Origin of the sequence: Polynucleobacter aenigmaticus (genome assembly GCF_002206635.1) — a bacterium.
In the GTDB taxonomy this organism is placed as follows: domain Bacteria; phylum Pseudomonadota; class Gammaproteobacteria; order Burkholderiales; family Burkholderiaceae; genus Polynucleobacter; species Polynucleobacter aenigmaticus.
Genome location: NZ_NGUO01000008.1, coordinates 54,868 through 72,220, shown reverse-complemented (window position 1 = coordinate 72,220; position 17,353 = coordinate 54,868). Strand labels below are relative to the sequence as shown.

At 45.8% G+C, this 17,353-nt stretch carries 20 protein-coding genes; 7 read left to right on the top strand and 13 right to left on the bottom strand.

The window, feature by feature from the left end:
* The first annotated feature begins 61 nt into the window (after nt 1-61).
* Complete coding sequence (locus tag CBI30_RS05070; RefSeq protein WP_088527228.1) at nt 62-1,732, top strand: electron transfer flavoprotein-ubiquinone oxidoreductase; 1,671 nt, start codon at nt 62-64, stop codon at nt 1,730-1,732.
* A gap of 23 nt (nt 1,733-1,755) precedes the next feature.
* Here CBI30_RS05070 and CBI30_RS05065 read toward each other — a convergent pair whose 3' ends face one another.
* From CBI30_RS05065 to CBI30_RS05050, 4 genes are all read right to left on the bottom strand, one after another.
* Nucleotides 1,756-2,913 carry an MFS transporter gene (locus tag CBI30_RS05065; RefSeq protein ID WP_088527227.1) on the bottom strand — a complete coding sequence of 386 codons (1,158 nt, stop codon included), beginning with the start codon at nt 2,911-2,913 and terminating at the stop codon, nt 1,756-1,758.
* A gap of 26 nt (nt 2,914-2,939) precedes the next feature.
* Nucleotides 2,940-4,055, bottom strand: a complete 1,116-nt coding sequence (aroC, locus tag CBI30_RS05060) for a chorismate synthase (protein ID WP_088527226.1) — start codon at nt 4,053-4,055, stop codon at nt 2,940-2,942.
* A gap of 43 nt (nt 4,056-4,098) precedes the next feature.
* Complete coding sequence (locus CBI30_RS05055; protein WP_088527225.1) at nt 4,099-4,554, bottom strand: CBS domain-containing protein; 456 nt, start codon at nt 4,552-4,554, stop codon at nt 4,099-4,101.
* A gap of 77 nt (nt 4,555-4,631) precedes the next feature.
* Entirely contained in the window at nt 4,632-5,480 is an 849-nt protein-coding gene (locus CBI30_RS05050; RefSeq protein WP_088527224.1) for a YihY family inner membrane protein, read from the bottom strand.
* A gap of 23 nt (nt 5,481-5,503) precedes the next feature.
* Between CBI30_RS05050 and wrbA the strand changes: the two genes are divergently transcribed.
* The 3 genes from wrbA to CBI30_RS05035 all read left to right on the top strand — a co-directional run bounded on the left by wrbA (nt 5,504) and on the right by CBI30_RS05035 (nt 6,807).
* Nucleotides 5,504-6,100, top strand: a complete 597-nt coding sequence (gene wrbA, locus CBI30_RS05045; protein WP_088527223.1) for an NAD(P)H:quinone oxidoreductase — start codon at nt 5,504-5,506, stop codon at nt 6,098-6,100.
* 9 nt (nt 6,101-6,109) lie between these two features.
* Entirely contained in the window at nt 6,110-6,508 is a 399-nt protein-coding gene (locus CBI30_RS05040) for a DUF2069 domain-containing protein (RefSeq protein WP_088527222.1), read from the top strand.
* 113 nt (nt 6,509-6,621) lie between these two features.
* On the top strand, nt 6,622-6,807 hold the full coding sequence (locus tag CBI30_RS05035; protein WP_143744363.1) for a hypothetical protein: 186 nt from the start codon (nt 6,622-6,624) through the stop codon (nt 6,805-6,807).
* 38 nt (nt 6,808-6,845) lie between these two features.
* Here CBI30_RS05035 and CBI30_RS05030 read toward each other — a convergent pair whose 3' ends face one another.
* On the bottom strand, nt 6,846-8,030 hold the full coding sequence (locus CBI30_RS05030) for an MFS transporter (RefSeq protein ID WP_088527220.1): 1,185 nt from the start codon (nt 8,028-8,030) through the stop codon (nt 6,846-6,848).
* Between the two features lie 146 nt (nt 8,031-8,176).
* On the opposite strand from CBI30_RS05030, the gene CBI30_RS05025 reads away from it, so the two are divergent.
* A complete protein-coding gene (locus CBI30_RS05025) occupies nt 8,177-8,482 on the top strand; it encodes a serine/threonine protein kinase (RefSeq protein ID WP_088527219.1) in 306 nt (101 codons plus the stop codon).
* 30 nt (nt 8,483-8,512) lie between these two features.
* Nucleotides 8,513-9,286, top strand: coding sequence for a polyphosphate kinase 2 (ppk2, locus tag CBI30_RS05020; RefSeq protein ID WP_088527218.1), 774 nt, complete (start codon nt 8,513-8,515; stop codon nt 9,284-9,286).
* A gap of 1 nt (nt 9,287) precedes the next feature.
* Here ppk2 and CBI30_RS05015 read toward each other — a convergent pair whose 3' ends face one another.
* The 3 genes from CBI30_RS05015 to CBI30_RS05005 all read right to left on the bottom strand — a co-directional run bounded on the left by CBI30_RS05015 (nt 9,288) and on the right by CBI30_RS05005 (nt 10,706).
* The gene (locus CBI30_RS05015; protein ID WP_088527217.1) at nt 9,288-9,551 is read right to left on the bottom strand and encodes an EF-hand domain-containing protein; all 264 of its coding nucleotides are present in this window, start codon (nt 9,549-9,551) and stop codon (nt 9,288-9,290) included.
* Nucleotides 9,552-9,561: 10 nt separating this feature from the next.
* Complete coding sequence (locus CBI30_RS05010; RefSeq protein WP_088527216.1) at nt 9,562-10,227, bottom strand: DUF3313 family protein; 666 nt, start codon at nt 10,225-10,227, stop codon at nt 9,562-9,564.
* A 95-nt stretch (nt 10,228-10,322) separates the two neighbouring features.
* On the bottom strand, nt 10,323-10,706 hold the full coding sequence (locus CBI30_RS05005) for a hypothetical protein (protein WP_088527215.1): 384 nt from the start codon (nt 10,704-10,706) through the stop codon (nt 10,323-10,325).
* A gap of 87 nt (nt 10,707-10,793) precedes the next feature.
* Between CBI30_RS05005 and CBI30_RS05000 the strand changes: the two genes are divergently transcribed.
* A complete protein-coding gene (locus CBI30_RS05000) occupies nt 10,794-11,171 on the top strand; it encodes a carboxymuconolactone decarboxylase family protein (RefSeq protein WP_088527214.1) in 378 nt (125 codons plus the stop codon).
* A 1-nt stretch (nt 11,172) separates the two neighbouring features.
* Here CBI30_RS05000 and CBI30_RS04995 read toward each other — a convergent pair whose 3' ends face one another.
* The 5 genes from CBI30_RS04995 to ppc form a co-directional block, all read right to left on the bottom strand.
* Nucleotides 11,173-11,907, bottom strand: a complete 735-nt coding sequence (locus tag CBI30_RS04995) for an amino acid ABC transporter ATP-binding protein (protein ID WP_088527213.1) — start codon at nt 11,905-11,907, stop codon at nt 11,173-11,175.
* An 18-nt stretch (nt 11,908-11,925) separates the two neighbouring features.
* On the bottom strand, nt 11,926-12,594 hold the full coding sequence (locus CBI30_RS04990) for an amino acid ABC transporter permease (RefSeq protein ID WP_088527212.1): 669 nt from the start codon (nt 12,592-12,594) through the stop codon (nt 11,926-11,928).
* Nucleotides 12,595-12,614: 20 nt separating this feature from the next.
* Entirely contained in the window at nt 12,615-13,403 is a 789-nt protein-coding gene (locus tag CBI30_RS04985) for an amino acid ABC transporter permease (RefSeq protein ID WP_088527211.1), read from the bottom strand.
* Between the two features lie 33 nt (nt 13,404-13,436).
* On the bottom strand, nt 13,437-14,336 hold the full coding sequence (locus tag CBI30_RS04980) for an amino acid ABC transporter substrate-binding protein (RefSeq protein ID WP_088527313.1): 900 nt from the start codon (nt 14,334-14,336) through the stop codon (nt 13,437-13,439).
* Between the two features lie 177 nt (nt 14,337-14,513).
* Nucleotides 14,514-17,309: a phosphoenolpyruvate carboxylase gene (ppc, locus tag CBI30_RS04975; protein ID WP_088527312.1), complete on the bottom strand. Its 2,796-nt coding sequence runs from the start codon at nt 17,307-17,309 to the stop codon at nt 14,514-14,516.
* Nucleotides 17,310-17,353: the final 44 nt, after the last annotated feature.

The window sequence follows — 17,353 nt, the reverse complement described above, 5'->3', positions numbered from 1 at the left end:
GGCAAAAATACTGAAAATCGCCTTAGCAGCCCTACTTTTTAAGCAATGTCGGAGAAATTGAATGAATGCCCAGGAAATACTCGCACAGTTTGGACCTAGAGAATCCATGGACTATGACCTCGTAATTGTGGGTGGTGGTCCGGCAGGTCTTTCTGCAGCAATCAAGGCCAAACAGCTTGCTAGCGAGGCTGGCAAAGAGATTAGTGTCTGCGTACTGGAAAAGGGTTCAGAAATTGGGGCGCATATTTTGTCCGGCGCGGTCATGGATCCCAGGGCGCTTACAGAACTCTTCCCCAACTGGAAAGAGCTGGGTGCGCCGCTCGATACCGAAGTGACTCAAGATCAATTTTTGTTTCTCACAAAAGACAGCTCCTTCCAAGTGCCTAATTGGATGCTACCCCACTGCTTTAAGAATGAAGGTAACTACATCGTTAGCCTAGCTAATGTCACCCGCTGGCTTGGCCAGCAAGCTGAAAATCTTGGTGTGGAGATTTTTCCCGGCTTTCCTGCCGCAGAAATTCTCTATAACGAGCAAGGTGCAGTCTGTGGCGTCATTACTGGTGCAATGGGCCTGAACAAAGAAGGTCAGCCTACCGATCAATTCCAGCTCGGCATGGAATTGCGCGCTAAGTACACTTTATTTGCAGAAGGCTCACGCGGTCACTTAGGCAAACAACTCATTTCCCAATATGCCCTTGATCAAAGTGCTGACCCACAAAGCTATGGCATTGGCATTAAAGAACTTTGGGAAGTAGAACCATCTAAGAGCAAGCCTGGTCTAGTAGTTCACACTGCCGGCTGGCCATTAGAAAGTGATACCTATGGAGGTTCATTCCTATATCACTTGGGTGATAACAAAGTTGCTGTTGGCTTAGTAGTTGGCTTGTCTTATAAGAATCCTTACCTCTCACCTTTTGAAGAATTCCAACGCTATAAGCTGCATCCAACAATTCGGGAAACTTTTGAAGGTGGAAAGCGGCTTGCCTATGGTGCGCGCGCACTCACGGCCGGGGGTTTAAATAGCCTACCTAAAACAGTATTCCCAGGCGGCGCATTGATCGGTTGTGATGCCGGCTTTTTAAATGCGTCCCGTATTAAGGGCAGTCATGCAGCAATTAAGACTGGCATGCTTGCTGCCCAAGCAGCAGTTGCCGCACTGGCAGAAAATCGTTCCGCCGATGTATTGACGGCTTATCCAAGCGCCTTCAAAAATAGCTGGCTTCACACCGAACTCAATCAAGCGCGCAACTTCAAGCCCTGGATGTCTAAAGGACTTTACCTTGGCACCCTGATGGTTGGTTTGGAGCAAAAAATCTTGGGTGGAAATATGCCTTGGACGATTCATCTGAAGCATGCAGACCATGAGTGCCTTGAACCAGCAGCGCAGCACCAGCCTATCGACTATCCCAAGCCCGATGGCAAGATCACCTTTGATCGCCTCTCATCGGTATTTATCTCCAATACCAATCATGCAGAGAATCAACCGATTCATTTAACACTCAAAGACGCATCGGCTCCAGTGAATCTCAATCTCAAAACTTACGCAGGCCCAGAGCAACGTTACTGCCCTGCTGGTGTTTATGAATATGTAGAAAAGGATGGTCAGTCGCAACTGCAGATTAATTCGCAAAATTGCGTCCATTGCAAAACTTGCGATATCAAAGATCCAAGCCAAAATATTGTTTGGATAACGCCCGAGGGCGGTGGCGGCCCTAACTATGGGTCAATGTAAAAATTACCGCTGTGATTATTTAGTTACTGAGCTTGGCGGTGGCGAGGACGCATCTTCTGAATCGCCATACCCGCTAGACCACAGGCTAAGGCTGACATCACAAACACATTGCGTGGCTGAGTTGCATCCCATAACCAACCCGCAACTAAACCGCCTAATGTTCCACCCAATCCATAAGACACTGTTGCCATCAACGCCTGTCCACGCGCTTGTAATGGTCCGGTAAACCAGCGTTGCAGTAACTTGGTCGCGGCACTATGGTGCGCACCAAAAGTGCCCGCGTGCATGAGTTGCGCGGCGATTAAAACCCAGGTGACCGGGAAGAAAGCAATCAAGATAAATCGAAATACGCCAATACCAAAAGCGATTTGGAGCACTACTTCTGCATCGAGGCGACTGAGCACCTTGCTTTGGTAGTAAAAGAAAATAACTTCAGCGGCAACGCCAAGAGCCCAGAACAAACCGATTTGGAATTTGTCGTACCCCAAATCAGCTAAATAAAGTGAATAAAAAACATACAAAGCAGCATGCGCAAAGATCATGAAGAATCCTGACAGCAAAAACCAGCGCACATCAGGATTAAATAAAACGACTAAGAGCTCGCCCTTCACCATTTTTCGACGCTCCATCTTAGGTTCGTACAAACGAAAGGTGACGAATGCTAAGAAGGTTAATATCACCGCACCCACTATTGGGTAAAGTTCAATACCTTCGCGCTGAAATAATTCCCCTGCAAAAAGTACCATGGCAATAAAACCAATGGAGCCCCATAAGCGCAAACGCCCATACCGCTTATCAAAAGAGTTGTCTTTAAATAAGGCATGCACAGTAGCCGATTCACCTAATGGCATCAGGCTACTCAAAATAGTGTGGAGCACAAACATCCAAACAAAGAATGCGGCATAACTTTGCAGGAAAAAGATCGAAAGAAAAACTACTGCGGCCAAGCAAGCGCAGAAACGAATAATGCTAATACGATTGGAGAGATAGTCCGATAACCAGCCCCAAGAGAATGGCCCAACAATTCGGGTGATTTGCAGCATGGACATCAAGACCGCAATCTCAATGACGCTAAAACCGCGATCTAAGAAAAATAGACTAGCAAATGGAGAAACTAAACCAACATAGGCAAAATATAAAAAGAAAAAGGACCCGAAGGCCCAACGCACGGAAGGTGTCATTTTTTTTCTTGGCTTAATTTATTGAATTAGTCGGTTACAGAACCAGGACGAGCTGCTGGAATCGGTGGAACTGAATGCTTCACATCACCGCACTGAGCGCGATGACGTAAGGCATGATCCATCAATACCAAGGCAAGCATCGCTTCAGCAATCGGCGTAGCCCGAATACCAACGCAAGGATCGTGGCGACCTTTAGTTTGGACTGTAATAGGCTTGCCATACAAATCAATCGATTGTTTTGGGCTCAAGATGCTAGATGTTGGCTTGATTGCAATCGAAACACGCAAATCTTGACCGCTACTAATACCACCGAGAGTACCGCCAGCATTGTTGCTAGCAAAACCATCCGGATGAAGTTCATCACCATGCTCGCTGCCGCGTTGCGCTACTGACTTAAAGCCAGCGCCGATTTCTACACCCTTAACGGCATTGATGCCCATCATGGCATGCGCAATATCGGCATCTAACTTGTCAAATAAGGGCTCACCCAAACCGATAGGCACATTGCGTGCCCGCACCTCAATCTTGGCACCGCAAGAATCCCCCGCTTTGCGAAGTGCATCCATATAAGCTTCCAATTGAGGAACGATCTCAGTATTTGCGACAAAGAAAGGATTGGTCTCAATAAGCGCAGCATCTTTAAAGGGAATCTCAATCTCACCAAGCTGACTCATATAGCCATAGAACTCGGTGCCATATTGTTCTTTAAGCCACTTCTTGGCAATCGCCGCTGCCGCTACTACTGGCGCAGTCAATCGTGCTGATGAACGACCACCACCACGAGGATCGCGCAAACCATACTTGTAGTGATAAGCATAATCAGCATGACCAGGTCTAAATGTTTGCAGGATGTCGCCGTAATCTTGGCTGCGTTGATCCGTATTACGAATCAATAGACCAATTGGCGCACCAGTCGTTTTACCTTCGTAAACACCGGACAAAATCTCTACTTTGTCCTCTTCTTTACGCTGGGTGACGTGACGTGAAGTACCAGGTTTGCGACGATCTAAATCCATCTGCAAATCTGCTTCACATAATGACATTCCCGGAGGGCAGCCATCAACAACAGCGCCAATCGCGGGACCATGGGATTCACCAAAAGTGGTGACAGTAAAGAGAAGGCCTAAAGTATTTCCTGACATACCCACATTATGTCATCTGTCAGGGGCTTGGGCTAGAGCAAGACTAGGAGGAGGCTTTTTCAGTCTCTTCCGGCCAATCGCGAATGTAGGCCTTGAGCATGGTGTTCTCAAAATCTTGCGCTTCGACAACCGATTTAGCCACGTCATAGAAAGAAATTACGCCCATCAACATCTTGTGATCAATCACGGGTAAGTAGCGGGCATGGTCAACCAGCATCATGCGGCGAACTTCATCAATCTCAGTTTCCATATTGCATGTCAGCGGCTTGGCGTTCATGACACTCTTAACTTTAAGGTCATCCAACTTGCCGTGGTGTTTAGCCAAAGCCGCAATCACTTCACGGAATGTCAGAATGCCGACCAACTTGTCGTACTCCATCACCACCAATGAGCCGATGTCGTGCTCGCTCATTACCAAGACAGCAGTTTGCAAAGCTGTCTCTGGAGCCACCGTAAATAGTGTGCTCCCCTTTACACGCAATATGTCACAAACCTTCATTTAGTCTCCAGCAATGAGTTCTTATTAAGACAATATATTCTCAAGCCCCCATAGAATCAAGGGTCAAATGTAGTATTTCAGTAACGAATAACCCTAACAACCCCACTCCGAATGCTAGGGAGATTGGCAACCAGGACTGCACCAGCCAAGGTAATCCACCAAGTAAGGTAAATCCAAATCAGCGCCAAAGGGAAGATGGCAAAGGCGCCATAGACGGTTTTATAAAAGGCGACATTCGTCAAAAATAGCCCAAACCCAAACTTCATGAGCTCGAAAGTGAGTGCGGCAAAAAATGCCCCGCTCAATGCATCGCGCCACTGAATTTGCGCATAAGGAAGAATTTTGTAGGCCACCGAAAATACCGATATAGCCAAGAGCACCGGCACAACCGTTGCAATGAAACCCAATCCAAAGCTAAGTGCCTCCGTCCACCCTTCTGACGCACTAAATAATAGGCCGCTCAGGTAGGTGCCCACTCCCAGCAATATGGGACCCAATACCGTTGCAGCCGAATAGATCGCAATTTTCTTCAAGATAGGCCGGCGCTGGGTCACTCGAAAGATTTGATTAAAGGCGTTCTCGATCACTGCCAGCGTCATAATTGTGGTGACCACCAGGCCAATTAGGCCAATCAAAGTTAAACCTTTGGCCTGGGCTGAAAATTGATCCAGGTAATTAAAGACTTGCTGGTTTAATCCCCCAGGCATATAGGTATCGAGCAACCAAGCCTGAAAGGCATATTTAATACGCACCACGCTGGGTAAATACCCAATCAAAATAGAAGCAACAGTTAGCATCGGAACTAAGGCCAGGGTAGTTGTAAAAGCAAGGCTAGCGGCCACCTGCTTCAAATTTTGGCCGCGATTGCGCTCCCAGATCTCTTTTCCAAGAGAGAGCCATAATTGAGGATTCCGAATGAGGCGCATCGCCCATATCATAAGAGAAGAATATGAGCCAATCCGATATTTTAGTTTTGTACTACTCCCGTTATGGTGCAACCCGAGACTTAGCCCGCTTGATCGCCGAAGGGATTGAAAGCATTCCAGGGGCCAATGCCAGACTACGCACCGTGCCAGCAATCTCGACAGTCTGTGAAACTACTGAAGCGGCGGTACCAGCGGATGGTGCACCCTATGTGGAATATGCAGACTTACAAGAATGTATTGGCCTTGCCCTAGGCTCACCAACTCGCTTTGGCAATATGGCAGCCCCCATGAAATACTTTTGGGATGGCAGCTCCTCTGAGTGGATCAATGGTGCACTTATTAGTAAACCAGCGTGCGTCTTTACTAGTACCGGCAGCCTTCATGGCGGTCAAGAAAGCACTCTACTCACGATGATGATTCCCCTGCTCCACCACGGCATGATGATCATGGGCATTCCGTACAGCGAGCCTGATTTGATGAGTACCTCTACTGGTGGCAGCCCTTATGGCTTAACTCACCTCGCCCACGCCGATGGTCGGGCGCCGATTAGTGCTGAAGAGCAACGCCTCGCCATTGCGCAAGGTAAGCGCCTCGCGCTCACAGCACTCAAACTTATTTAAGGGCAATTCATGTTCAAAGACTGGCTCAATAAAAACCCATACCAGCTGATTGCAACAGCAGCCTTCGTAGACTTATTCATCCTATGCGTTTCCTGGGAATGGTTTATCTCCCCGCTAAGGCCGGGCGGATCCTGGCTCATCCTCAAAGGCATTCCCCTGCTATTTGCTATTCCGGGACTCTGGAAAGGCAAGGTTTACACCATGCAGTGGGCATCTATGTTGATCTTGCTTTACATCACTGAGGGTTTAGTTCGCATCCTCGAAACCGGGGCTAATTTTTGGCTGGCTGCCCTAGAAACTGCCTTGGGCACATTGGCCTTTGTTTGCCTGCTAATCTTCCTAAAACCCATCAAAGCACGCGCTAAGGCTGCTAAAAAAGAGCGTGCTGCCGCCGAAATACGGGATTAAAGGTAAAAATTGATGAGTTTGGTCAGATTTAGCTAATTTCTTTAAAAAATATTGCTGATTCCTGTCATCTCAGTCACTTTTCCATGCGTTGTATGCTCATGGAGGTGGCAAATATGTCAACAAGACTTAAACGTTGGGCCCGTGCAATTGAACAGATCGACTTGTCCAAAAGGACGCCTGAGGTCGCAATTGGCTATTTAGATAGCAAATACCGCGATATCGCCTGGCGTTACATCCGAATCCTGGGTTTTGAGCGCACAATTAGCTTCATGGCTAGTAACAACTTCCATCCGGAATAAGTAGCCTTAATCCCAACCAACAACCCCAGATGCGGTATTTATTTGGGGTTTTGTGTTTCTTGGGCCCCAAAGACCCAAACAGCGAGCAATAGAAATGCCAGCATGGCGCATGAGCCAGAGAACAAAAAGGCATATTGGGGGCTAAAGGATTCATAAAGCCATCCAAAAATGAGTGATGCCGGCAACAGCATAAAACCAGAAATCAGATTGAACCATCCGAAAGCTGTACCCGTCATTCCCTTTGGGGCCAAGTCAGCTACCAGCGCCTTCTCCACCCCCTCAGTAGCCGCTTTAAATAAACCGTAAATTCCAAATAAAGCGCAGAGCATCCAAATCGTGATGCCCGAAAAACTCATTGCGATATAAAAAAAGGCAAAAGCACACCACGCGATCAGAATGAAATTCTTGCGGCTAAATCTATCTGAAAGCGCTGATAGTGGCGTTCCAAATAAGGTGGTGATCAAAGAGATAGCAGCCCATAACAATGGAATCTGCTCTTGCGGAACGCCAAGCTCTCGGGCCCTTAACAATAAAAACATATCTGATGAATTGGCTAGAGCAAAGATTCCAGCAGCCAAAATATAACGCTTGAATTGAGGTGACAGACCCTCAAGCGACCAAGAGAATGGCTGTACAACCTGCTGTTCTCTAGGCACCTCCTTTAGACATAAAGCCAGTGCGACAGTAATAATTCCTGGAACTACCGCCCATAAAAAAATATCACGCAAAGGTATATCCATGGAGAGTAAGAGGGCCGCTATCAGCGGACCAAATACAGCGCCAGCATTATCCATCGATCGGTGCAACCCAAATGTCAGCCCTCGTTGATTTGAGGGAATGCTATCCGCCAATAATGCATCGCGCGGTGAAGTTCTTAAGCCTTTACCAAGTCGATCCGTAAAGCGAATGCACAGTACCCATGTCCAAGAATTAGCAATTGCGATAAGCGGCCTACCAATACCAGCTAAGAAATAGCCAATCACAATCCAAGGCTTGGTTTTTTTAGTGCGATCAACAATCACGCCAGAAACCAACTTAAAGATGCTGGAGGTTGCCTCTGCAATACCCTCGATTAATCCCAGGGCCTTAGGTCCCGCCATGAGAACAGTTGCAAGATATAAAGGCATCAATGGGTAAAGCATTTCGCTAGCCGCATCATTCACAAAGCTAATTAGGCCAATAAGCCATACGGTTCGAGGAAGAGAAAATAAAATCTTGAACATAATGAGTCAATGTAGCATCAAATTAAAAGTGACCATAAGTGTCACAATCGCTTGAAAGTAATCGTAATAAAACGTACGATTGGGGGTTGGCATTAGCCCATTTTTTAAAGTTTCAACCAATAGCACTTTCTTTAAAGGAATACATCATGAGTCAGAAGAAATTAGTAAAACAATTATTGAAAAAATTGGATAAGTTGGAAGCCGAAAGAGAAAAATTAATCGACAAACTTGCCAAGGCTTTGGACAAGATGGAGAAAAACACTCCAGTTAAAAAAGTAGCAGCTAAGAAAGCTCCTGCTAAAAAAGCTCCAGCTAAAAAAGTAGTAGCTAAGAAAGCTCCTGCTAAAAAAACTCCAGCTAAAAAAGTAGTAGCTAAGAAAGCTCCTGCGAAGAAAGCTGTTGCCAAAAAAACTCCAGCTAAAAAAGTAGCAACTCCAGTAACACCCGCTTAATAAATATTGAGCGTTCTATAAGGACTGCCCGTGAGTAAATCGATTGTTTCTGAAAATACTTACGAGGCAGACTTAAGACTTCTTCAAATTGAATTAGTCAAACTCCAGCGTCACACGATTCAAAAAGGTAAGCGCCTCTTAGTCATCCTAGAAGGCAGAGATACCGCAGGTAAAGATGGCTCTATCAAAAGTATTACAGAGCATTTAAGCCCTAGAGATAGCAGAATCGTTGCTCTAAATAAACCCTCCTTACGCGAGGAAGGCGAATGGTACTTCCAAAGATATGTTGCCGAACTACCTACCGCTGGTGAATTTGTATTATTCAACCGAAGTTGGTACAACCGCGCTGGTGTAGAGAAGGTTATGGGCTTTTGTACTGACGAGCAATACAAACAGTTCATGGCTACCGTCAATGAATTCGAATCCCTGCTAGTCGGATCTGATATTCAATTAATCAAATACTACCTAGATATCTCCAAGGATGAGCAAGCTGCTCGACTGAAGGATCGCGCGAAGGATCCATTAAAGCAGTGGAAAATTAGCCCGATTGATCAAAAAGCTCAGAAGATGTGGAATGAGTACTCGGTTGCCCGCGACAAAATGCTCAAGCACACCAACTCAACACAGGCGCCTTGGACAGTAATTATTGCAAACGATAAGAAGCTTGCACACCTCAACATGATTGCAGATTTATTGTCTCGGGTTGATTACCCAGACAAAAATAAGAAGCTCTTAAAAATCGACCCGCAGATTGTGCTGAGCTGGCCTGCGAATTCTAAAAAGTTACCGAAGCTCTCTAAATAGATTAACGGTCTGCCATTGCCTGAATTTCAGCAATAGTGACAAAGCCCCTGCTCTGTGCATCAATCCTGCTGAAATTGTCATAGATCCGAGGCATGCAACCCTTAGCTTCATTCAGAGTTAGCTTGCCATCGTGATTGGCATCGCATTTAGTAAATCGCTCTTGGATTTCTTTGTTGCGTGATGTATCGTCAGCGAAAGACAGCATTGGCGTAAAGCATATAACCAATGCAGCAAGAGCAGATAAGTTTTTCAGGGACAAATACATTTGCTCGCTCTTACCTAGCAGAAGTTTCCATTGCCGCAAGAACAACTTTCTTGGCCATAGCAACAAATGACTCTACTGATCCGCTACCAGTCCTAAAGGACTCCCCTTGAATAGTTACCAAGCCTTCGCCCAACAAGACTTTTGATTGGCTATCAACAATTTTGCTTTCCACCACCATTGCGGGTGTTTTGGAGTTCACGCCGCCCGCAAAGGCTGCTGCATTCGCAGCCAATCCAATTGGTGTGAAGTTCCATGGCTTCAAATAGTCATTAGAACTTTCAGCGCCTGTAATACCGATAGAAATACGCGCTACACCTGGACCAGGCTGCGTGACGATCTTGATATTTCCGCGACCTTGTACCGCCTCCAACATTGAGGCTTGCAGGGCAACTTTTGCTTGATTAATGGAATCACTCGTAATTTGTTGAGTGGCATTTTGATTTAAGTAAATTGGGTCAAGAATTACGGCGGTGTATGCACTAGGGCTAACGCCAGCGATGCGATATTTCCAGATGCGCACATCCGACTGGCTAGTGGCTACTGGTTGTAATAGTGAATAGTTTGGTAAGAATCCAGATTTAGGCATAGGCTCGCTAGCCAACTTAGCTGTATTGCTACATGCGGCCAATATCGCTACAACAGCAATTGAGAGGGCTAAAGTGCCTAATTTTTTCATTTTTGTTCCCATGAGAGATGAAGATTAAATGCCTATATGAAAGTGATCATAACCGCCAATAATTACAAATAGGGTAAATCATTGGGTAAGAGCGATTACGGAGCTGGGCAAGGCATCAGGCTTCCGGACTTTTGATGCAATTGAGGCTTGCATTCGACTGGTACAAAAACCGACTTAGGGGCTGGCAATGGTTTTCCTGGGGCCTTTTGAGCCGAGGAGCCAACAGTTTGAGTGCTAGCCACCACCCCCTCAACCACATTGACCTGCGCTACGGGTGCGGGAGCCATTAAACCAGCCGATCTATAGAACTCTTTATCCGTGCCAGGGCAAGGCATTAAAGCGCCAGTTTTAGAGTTCAACACTGCCTTACATTGGGGATCAGCTTGAAGTCTCGCCTCCAATTTATCTGCCGTGCAAGCGGCCAACATGCAAAGGGAAATCAATAAAGGGGTGATGCGGAGAGATGTACTGATATTCATGGATTTCATTCTAGGCTAAACATGAAGGCTTTAAAAGTGGCAATATAACGCCATCAATACCCTATTACATTAATTCAGGAGATGGCAATGAATAAAGAAGCATTTGAAAAAGGTTTAAAAACTCGCCGTGAAGTATTGGGCGCTGAGTATGTAGATAACTCCATCAAAAATGCGGATGCATTCAACATGCCCATGCAGGAATTGGTCACCGAGTATTGCTGGAATGAAATTTGGAACCGTCCTGGCCTCGACCGCAGAACCAGAAGCATCATCAATCTATCCATGATTACCGCTTTAAATCGGCCGCATGAGCTCAAGCTTCACGTTAGAGGCGCCATTAATAATGGTCTGAGTAAAGAAGATATTCAGGAAGTATTTTTGCAGGCTGCCATTTACTGTGGTGTACCTGCTGCTATTGATAGCTTTAGATGTGCGAAAGAAGTTTTCACCGAAATGGGAATTTAATTCAGTGATCTAAAATTTTTGAGAGAAATTCTTTAGCTCTCGGGGATCGATCCTCGGGATTGCTAAAGAACTCATCCTTAGTGCAATCTTCAATAATTCGTCCTTGATCCATGAAGATCACACGGTGGCTTACCTTACGCGCAAACCCCATTTCGTGAGTAACGCAACACATCGTCATGCCTTCGTTGGCCAACTTCACCATGACATCCAAAACTTCACCAACCATCTCAGGGTCCAGCGCTGAAGTTGGTTCATCAAATAACATCACGATCGGATCCATACTTAAGGCACGGGCAATCGCAACCCGTTGTTGCTGCCCTCCTGATAACTGACCTGGGAATTTGTCTTTTTGCGCCATTAATCCAACGCGCTCTAGATACTTCAGGCCATGGGCATTAGCCTCTTGAGCAGATCTACCCAATACTTTCATTTGAGCAAGCGTGAGGTTCTCAGTAACGCTGAGGTGGGGGAAAAGCTCAAAGTGCTGGAACACCATTCCAACATGGGATCTCAACTTGGGCAAATTGGTTTTTGGATCGTGTAGCGAAATACCATTGACCGTAATCTTGCCGGCCTGAAATGGCTCAAGGGCATTAATTGTTTTAATGAGCGTGGATTTACCGGAACCCGATGGGCCACAAATCACAACAACTTCACCTTTTTGAATCGATGTAGAGCAATCAGTTAAGACCTGAAATGATCCATACCATTTTGAGACATTTTGAAGTTCAATCATGATGATCTAGGTAATGAGTTAACGGATGATGGCGATACGAGCTTGAATGTTGCGCACCACTTTAGAAAGCGAGAAGCAAATGACAAAGTACGTGGCTGCAGCCAAGATATAGGTTTCAATTGGACGACCATAGTTTTTGCCGGCAATCTCAAATCCTTTTAACAAATCATAGGCGCCGATGGCATAGACCAAAGAGGTGTCTTGGAACAAGACGATCGTCTGGGTCATAAATACTGGGATCATATTTCTGAAGGCCTGCGGCAAAACTACGAGCCTCATGTTCTGGCCATAAGTCATCCCCAAGGCCTCGCCTGCATAAGTCTGGCCTTTGGGTACAGACTGAATACCGGCGCGTACAATTTCAGAAAAGAATGCTGCCTCAAAGGCAATGAAAGTAATGGTGGCTGAGAGATCCGCACCAATCGGCGTGCCGATCAGTATTGGAATCAGCAGAAAGAACCAAAGAATGACCATCACCAACGGAATGGATCGCATGGTGTTTACATAGAAGGTTGCTGGATAAACTAATAAAGGTCGACCAGACAATCTCATTAGCGCTAGGAGTGTCCCAAATAGAATGCCACCCACAGTGGCCAAGATGGTCAACTGAGCGCTAAATAACAAGCCCTTCAAAATGTAGTTAGTAAATAATTCCCAATTATAAAAACTAAGGTCTAAGCTCAACATAGCATCGGTCCCATCAACACTTAGTGAGCCAAGCTCACATCATTTGATGCAATAAAACCAGGGACACGAGTGCGTTTTTCAATTTGTGCCATGACACGATTTACAGCAAATGCTGAAAGTGCATATAACAGGGTGACCGCTAGATAAATTTCTACACCTTTAGACGTTTCTTCTTGCGCTTGCATCGCAAATAAGGTCAGCTCTGGCACAGAAACTGCAAACGCTACAGATGAATTCTTAATTAGGTTCATGGTCTCTGAGGTCAGGGGTGGAATGACAATCCGCAATGCCATTGGCAAGATCACATAACGATAACTTTGAGCGGTAGTGAGCCCTAAGGCAGTTGCAGCTGCGGCTTGCCCACTAGGCAGTGCCTGAATACCTGCCCTGACCTGTTCTGCAATACGCGCCGAGGTAAAGAATCCCAAGGCAATACTCACCAACCAATAAGATGGCAGTGACTTTAGAGGCAATATAAATGCGGGAATGACGTGATACCAAAGGAATACTTGGACCAAGATGGGGATGTTTCTAAATAACTCTACCCATGTAGTCGATAACCGAATGAAGAATCGATTAAGAGCGCTAGTATTGGGTAAAGTGCGCAAGGTACCCATCACTATGCCCAAAATCAAGGCAATGCTTAAGCCTAGACCTGCTACGGCCAGAGTCCAGCCCCAAGCCTTCATCAACCAATCTAGATAACTTGGATCGCTGTTGTGAGCAAGACCAAGCAGAGCGGAGAAGCAGTGCTCTACCACCTCCCCGTCTAAGGTGTTCTTACAGAAAACACCTAAATCTAAAGACATATTATTTATTAGGCTTTAATGAATTAATTCAACTTACCTTTTTACGTAATCTTCAGCAGGCTTATCGTTCAGATTCGCCCAAGCATTTTTAGTCGCTGGAGATAGTTCAAGGCCTACAACGATATTTTTTGGTGGGATAGGCTTCAAGAACCACTTATCCCAAAGCGCAGGCATTTTGCCGTTTGCCACAATCTTCGCAATTGCTGTATTTACAGCCGCCTTAAATTCAGGATCATTTTTTGGAACCATAATGGCAATAGGCTCTGTTGCCAAGACCTCACCCACAATTTTGTAGTCTTTAGGATTCTTGGAGTTGGCGATATTGCCGGCCAAAATTGATCCATCCATGACGAATGCATCTGCACGTCCCGACTCAAGCAATAAGAAGCTATCAGCATGATCCTTACCAAATACCTCATCAAAATTCACGCCATTGGCCTTTTCATGTTTGCGCAATAACTGCACTGATGTAGTACCAGTAGTAGTGGCGATCCTCTTGCCAGCCAATTGAGAGATGGAGTTAATCCCTGAGTTGGACCTAACTGCAATGCGGACTTCTTCAACATAGAGGGTATTAGCAAAGCCAACATCCTTACCGCGTGCAGTATTGTTCGTTGTTGTACCGCACTCAATATCTACTGTGCCGTTTTGGACTAAGGGGACGCGATTTTGCGAGGTAACCGGTTGATAGTTAATGCGCAAAGTATTCAGGCCTAACTTGTCTTTGATGTCCGCCAAAATCATTCGGCAAACCTCAACATGGTATCCATCAAAACGGCTATCACCTGTAGTGTATGACATTGGAATGGATGATTCGCGTACACCCATGGTCACTGCGCCACTTGACTTGATTTTGTCCAGTGTTTGACTAGCCGCATAGGCATTTAGTGCACCTAACAATAGTGTGGCTAATACTAGAGAGCCCCTACTCATTTTTTTGATTTTCACTAATTTCTCCTATTGTGAATCCACACCCATGTATTAATTGAAAGTATATATTGCAACAAGATCATTCAACCAAGAGTCACGATAAAGATGCTGGAAAATCGGCCCGCCCAGCACCGATATACCTCAAACTCAATTAGTCTTTTGCAAATAGCCCTGGATAATTTACCCAGTATTTCTGAGTCCGGCCGCAATTCCATTGATCGCAATATGAATGCCTCGCTGCACCCGCTCATCATGCTTGCCAGCACGGTAGCGCCTTACCAGCTCTACCTGAAGATGATGAAGCGGATCAATGTAGGGAAAACGGTTCCGAATAGATCTAGCAAGAGCAGGATTCTTGGCTAAACGCACCTTTTCGCCGGTAACTAGGTTGAGTGCATCTACCGTTTTATTCCACTCAGCTTCAATGGCATTGAAGATTTTCTTGCGCAATTTCACATCAGGGACTAACTCGCTATAACGAGAGGCTAATGCTAAATCACTCTTGGCTAGGGCCATATCCATATTAGATAGCAAGGTCGTAAAGAATGGCCAATCCTTATACATCTTTTGTAAAAGAGCGAGTGCCGCTTTTTTATCTACAGCCTTAGGGTGATTTAAGAACTCCTCTACGGCAGAACCAAAGCCAAACCAACCAGGAAGTGTTAAACGGCACTGCCCCCAGCTAAATCCCCACGGAATCGCCCTTAAGTCTTCGATTTTATGACTGGCTTTACGACTAGCTGGACGCGAGCCAATATTAAGCTTAGCAATCTCTCGAATAGGTGTCGCATCAAAGAAATACTCCGCAAATCCTGGCGTCTCATATACAAGGCCTCGGTAAGCATTCATGCTTGCTTGTGAGATTTTTGCTGCAGCCTCTAAGAACGCCTTACTGGCCTGCTTGGTTGGCTTTAATAAAGTGGCTTCTAGTGTGGCGGCTACTAGGGTCTCTAGATTGCGTCTGCCAATCTCAGGGTTGGCATACTTTGACCCAATTACTTCGCCCTGCTCGGTTAAACGAATTTGTCCGCGTACTGTGCCAGGAGGCTGCGCCAGGATTGCCTCGTAACTTGGGCCACCCCCACGACCTACTGTGCCACCCCTACCATGGAATAACCGGAGTTTCACCCCATGCTTTTGCTCCAAAGGCTCAAACACCCGAACCAAGGCAAGCTCCGCGCAATATAACTCCCAATTGCTAGTAACAATACCGCCATCCTTGTTAGAGTCGGAGTAGCCCAACATAATGTCTTGCTCAGCACCGGATCGCTTTACCAAATCAAGAATGCCCGGCAATGCATAAAAATCTTCCATGATTGGCGCCGCATTGCGTAAATCGTCAATCGTCTCGAATAATGGAACGACTATCAAGTCGGCTGAGGACTTCTTGCCTAAAGTTTCATGCATTAAACCCACTTCTTTTTGAAACAGCAGAACTTCTAACAAGTCACTGACGGTTTCAGTATGGCTGATGATGTAATGACGAATAGTGTCATTGCCATAGAGCTCTCGCATTCTCTTAGCCATCTCAAAAATAGCAATTTCAGAGAGGGAAAAATCAGAGTATTGATGACCAATTACCCGAAGTGGCCTTGGATCCTTTAATAGGGATAGCAGGAGCTCACGTTTTTGCTCCTCAGAAAGGCTGGGGTAATCTTTTTCAATGGATGCGGTAGCCAGCAATTCAGAGAGCACAGCCTCATGCATATCTGAACTTTGACGCAAATCCACAGTAGCCAAATGAAAACCAAATACCTCAACTGCTCTTATCAGTCCATGTAAGCGTCGATCTGCTAACGCCTTTGCACCTTGAGAAATGAGTGAGGCTTCAATTGTTTTGAGGTCTGATAGAAATTCTTGTGCACTGATGTAGGGGTTTTGAGGCGCCACAGCATGGCGAGCAGCATCTGACCCAGTGAGCTGCTTCAAAGTAGCCGCAAGTCTTGAATACATGCCAGTGAGCGCCCTTCGATAGGGTTCATCCTGACGATGCTCATTGACATCGGGTGAACTCGCTGCAAGCTCTTGCATCTTTTTAGGAAACTTCAAAAGCAATGCAGAGACGGATAAGTCTCTACCCAAGTAGTGCGCTTCAGTTAAATAATGGCGCAACACCATTTCAGCCTGCCTAGAAACTGCATACCCAAGCGTCTTAGCGCTGACATTGGGGTTGCCATCTCGATCACCGCCAATCCATTGACCCATCTTTAGAAAGCTGGCTACGGCATTTCCAGACAGCGAATCCTCCAGTTGAGCATAGATCTTCGGAATCTCTCTTAAGAAAGTGGTCTCGTAATACGTCAGAGAATTCTCAATCTCATCAGCAACCGTGAGCTTTGTGAATCGCAATAGACGGGTATGCCAGAGCTGCAAGACACGAGCGCGAATTTGCTCTTCATTTGCCTTAAGCTCTTTATTGAGCAAGGCGTCCTTTTGGGGATTATTTGCTCTAGATGATTCTTTAATCTGATCGCGTGCAGTTAATAAATTAGCAATATCGCGTTCGGCCTCCAAAATACTCGTTCTTTGCACTTCGGTTGGATGCGCAGTGAGCACTGGCGAGATCAAGCTTTCTTCCAATGTCTTAGAGATCATCTTGCTTGTCACGCCAGCAGCATGAAGCTTTTTCATGGCCATAGGAATGCTGCCATCTTGATAACTGCCAATGCGCTCATAAGCTACGCGGCGGCGAATGTGATGTCTATCCTCGGCTAAATTCGCCAAATGACTAAAGTAAGTAAAAGCACGAAGAACTTTTACAGCGATTTCGCTAGTAAGCCCTTTAAGAAGTTTGCTCAGTTCGTGATTGGCCTTCTGATTTGCATCACGATGAAAGGCCACGGATAATTTTCTGACCTGCTCTACCAATATATAGACAGACTCGCCCTCTTGCTCGCGAACGATATCGCCTAGAATTTTTCCTAATAACCGGATGTCATCTATTAAAGGAGCTTCGGTATTACTTTGTTTGCGCACCAAATAGCCTCAATCAAACATTACAGGAAACATCAAACCTAAAC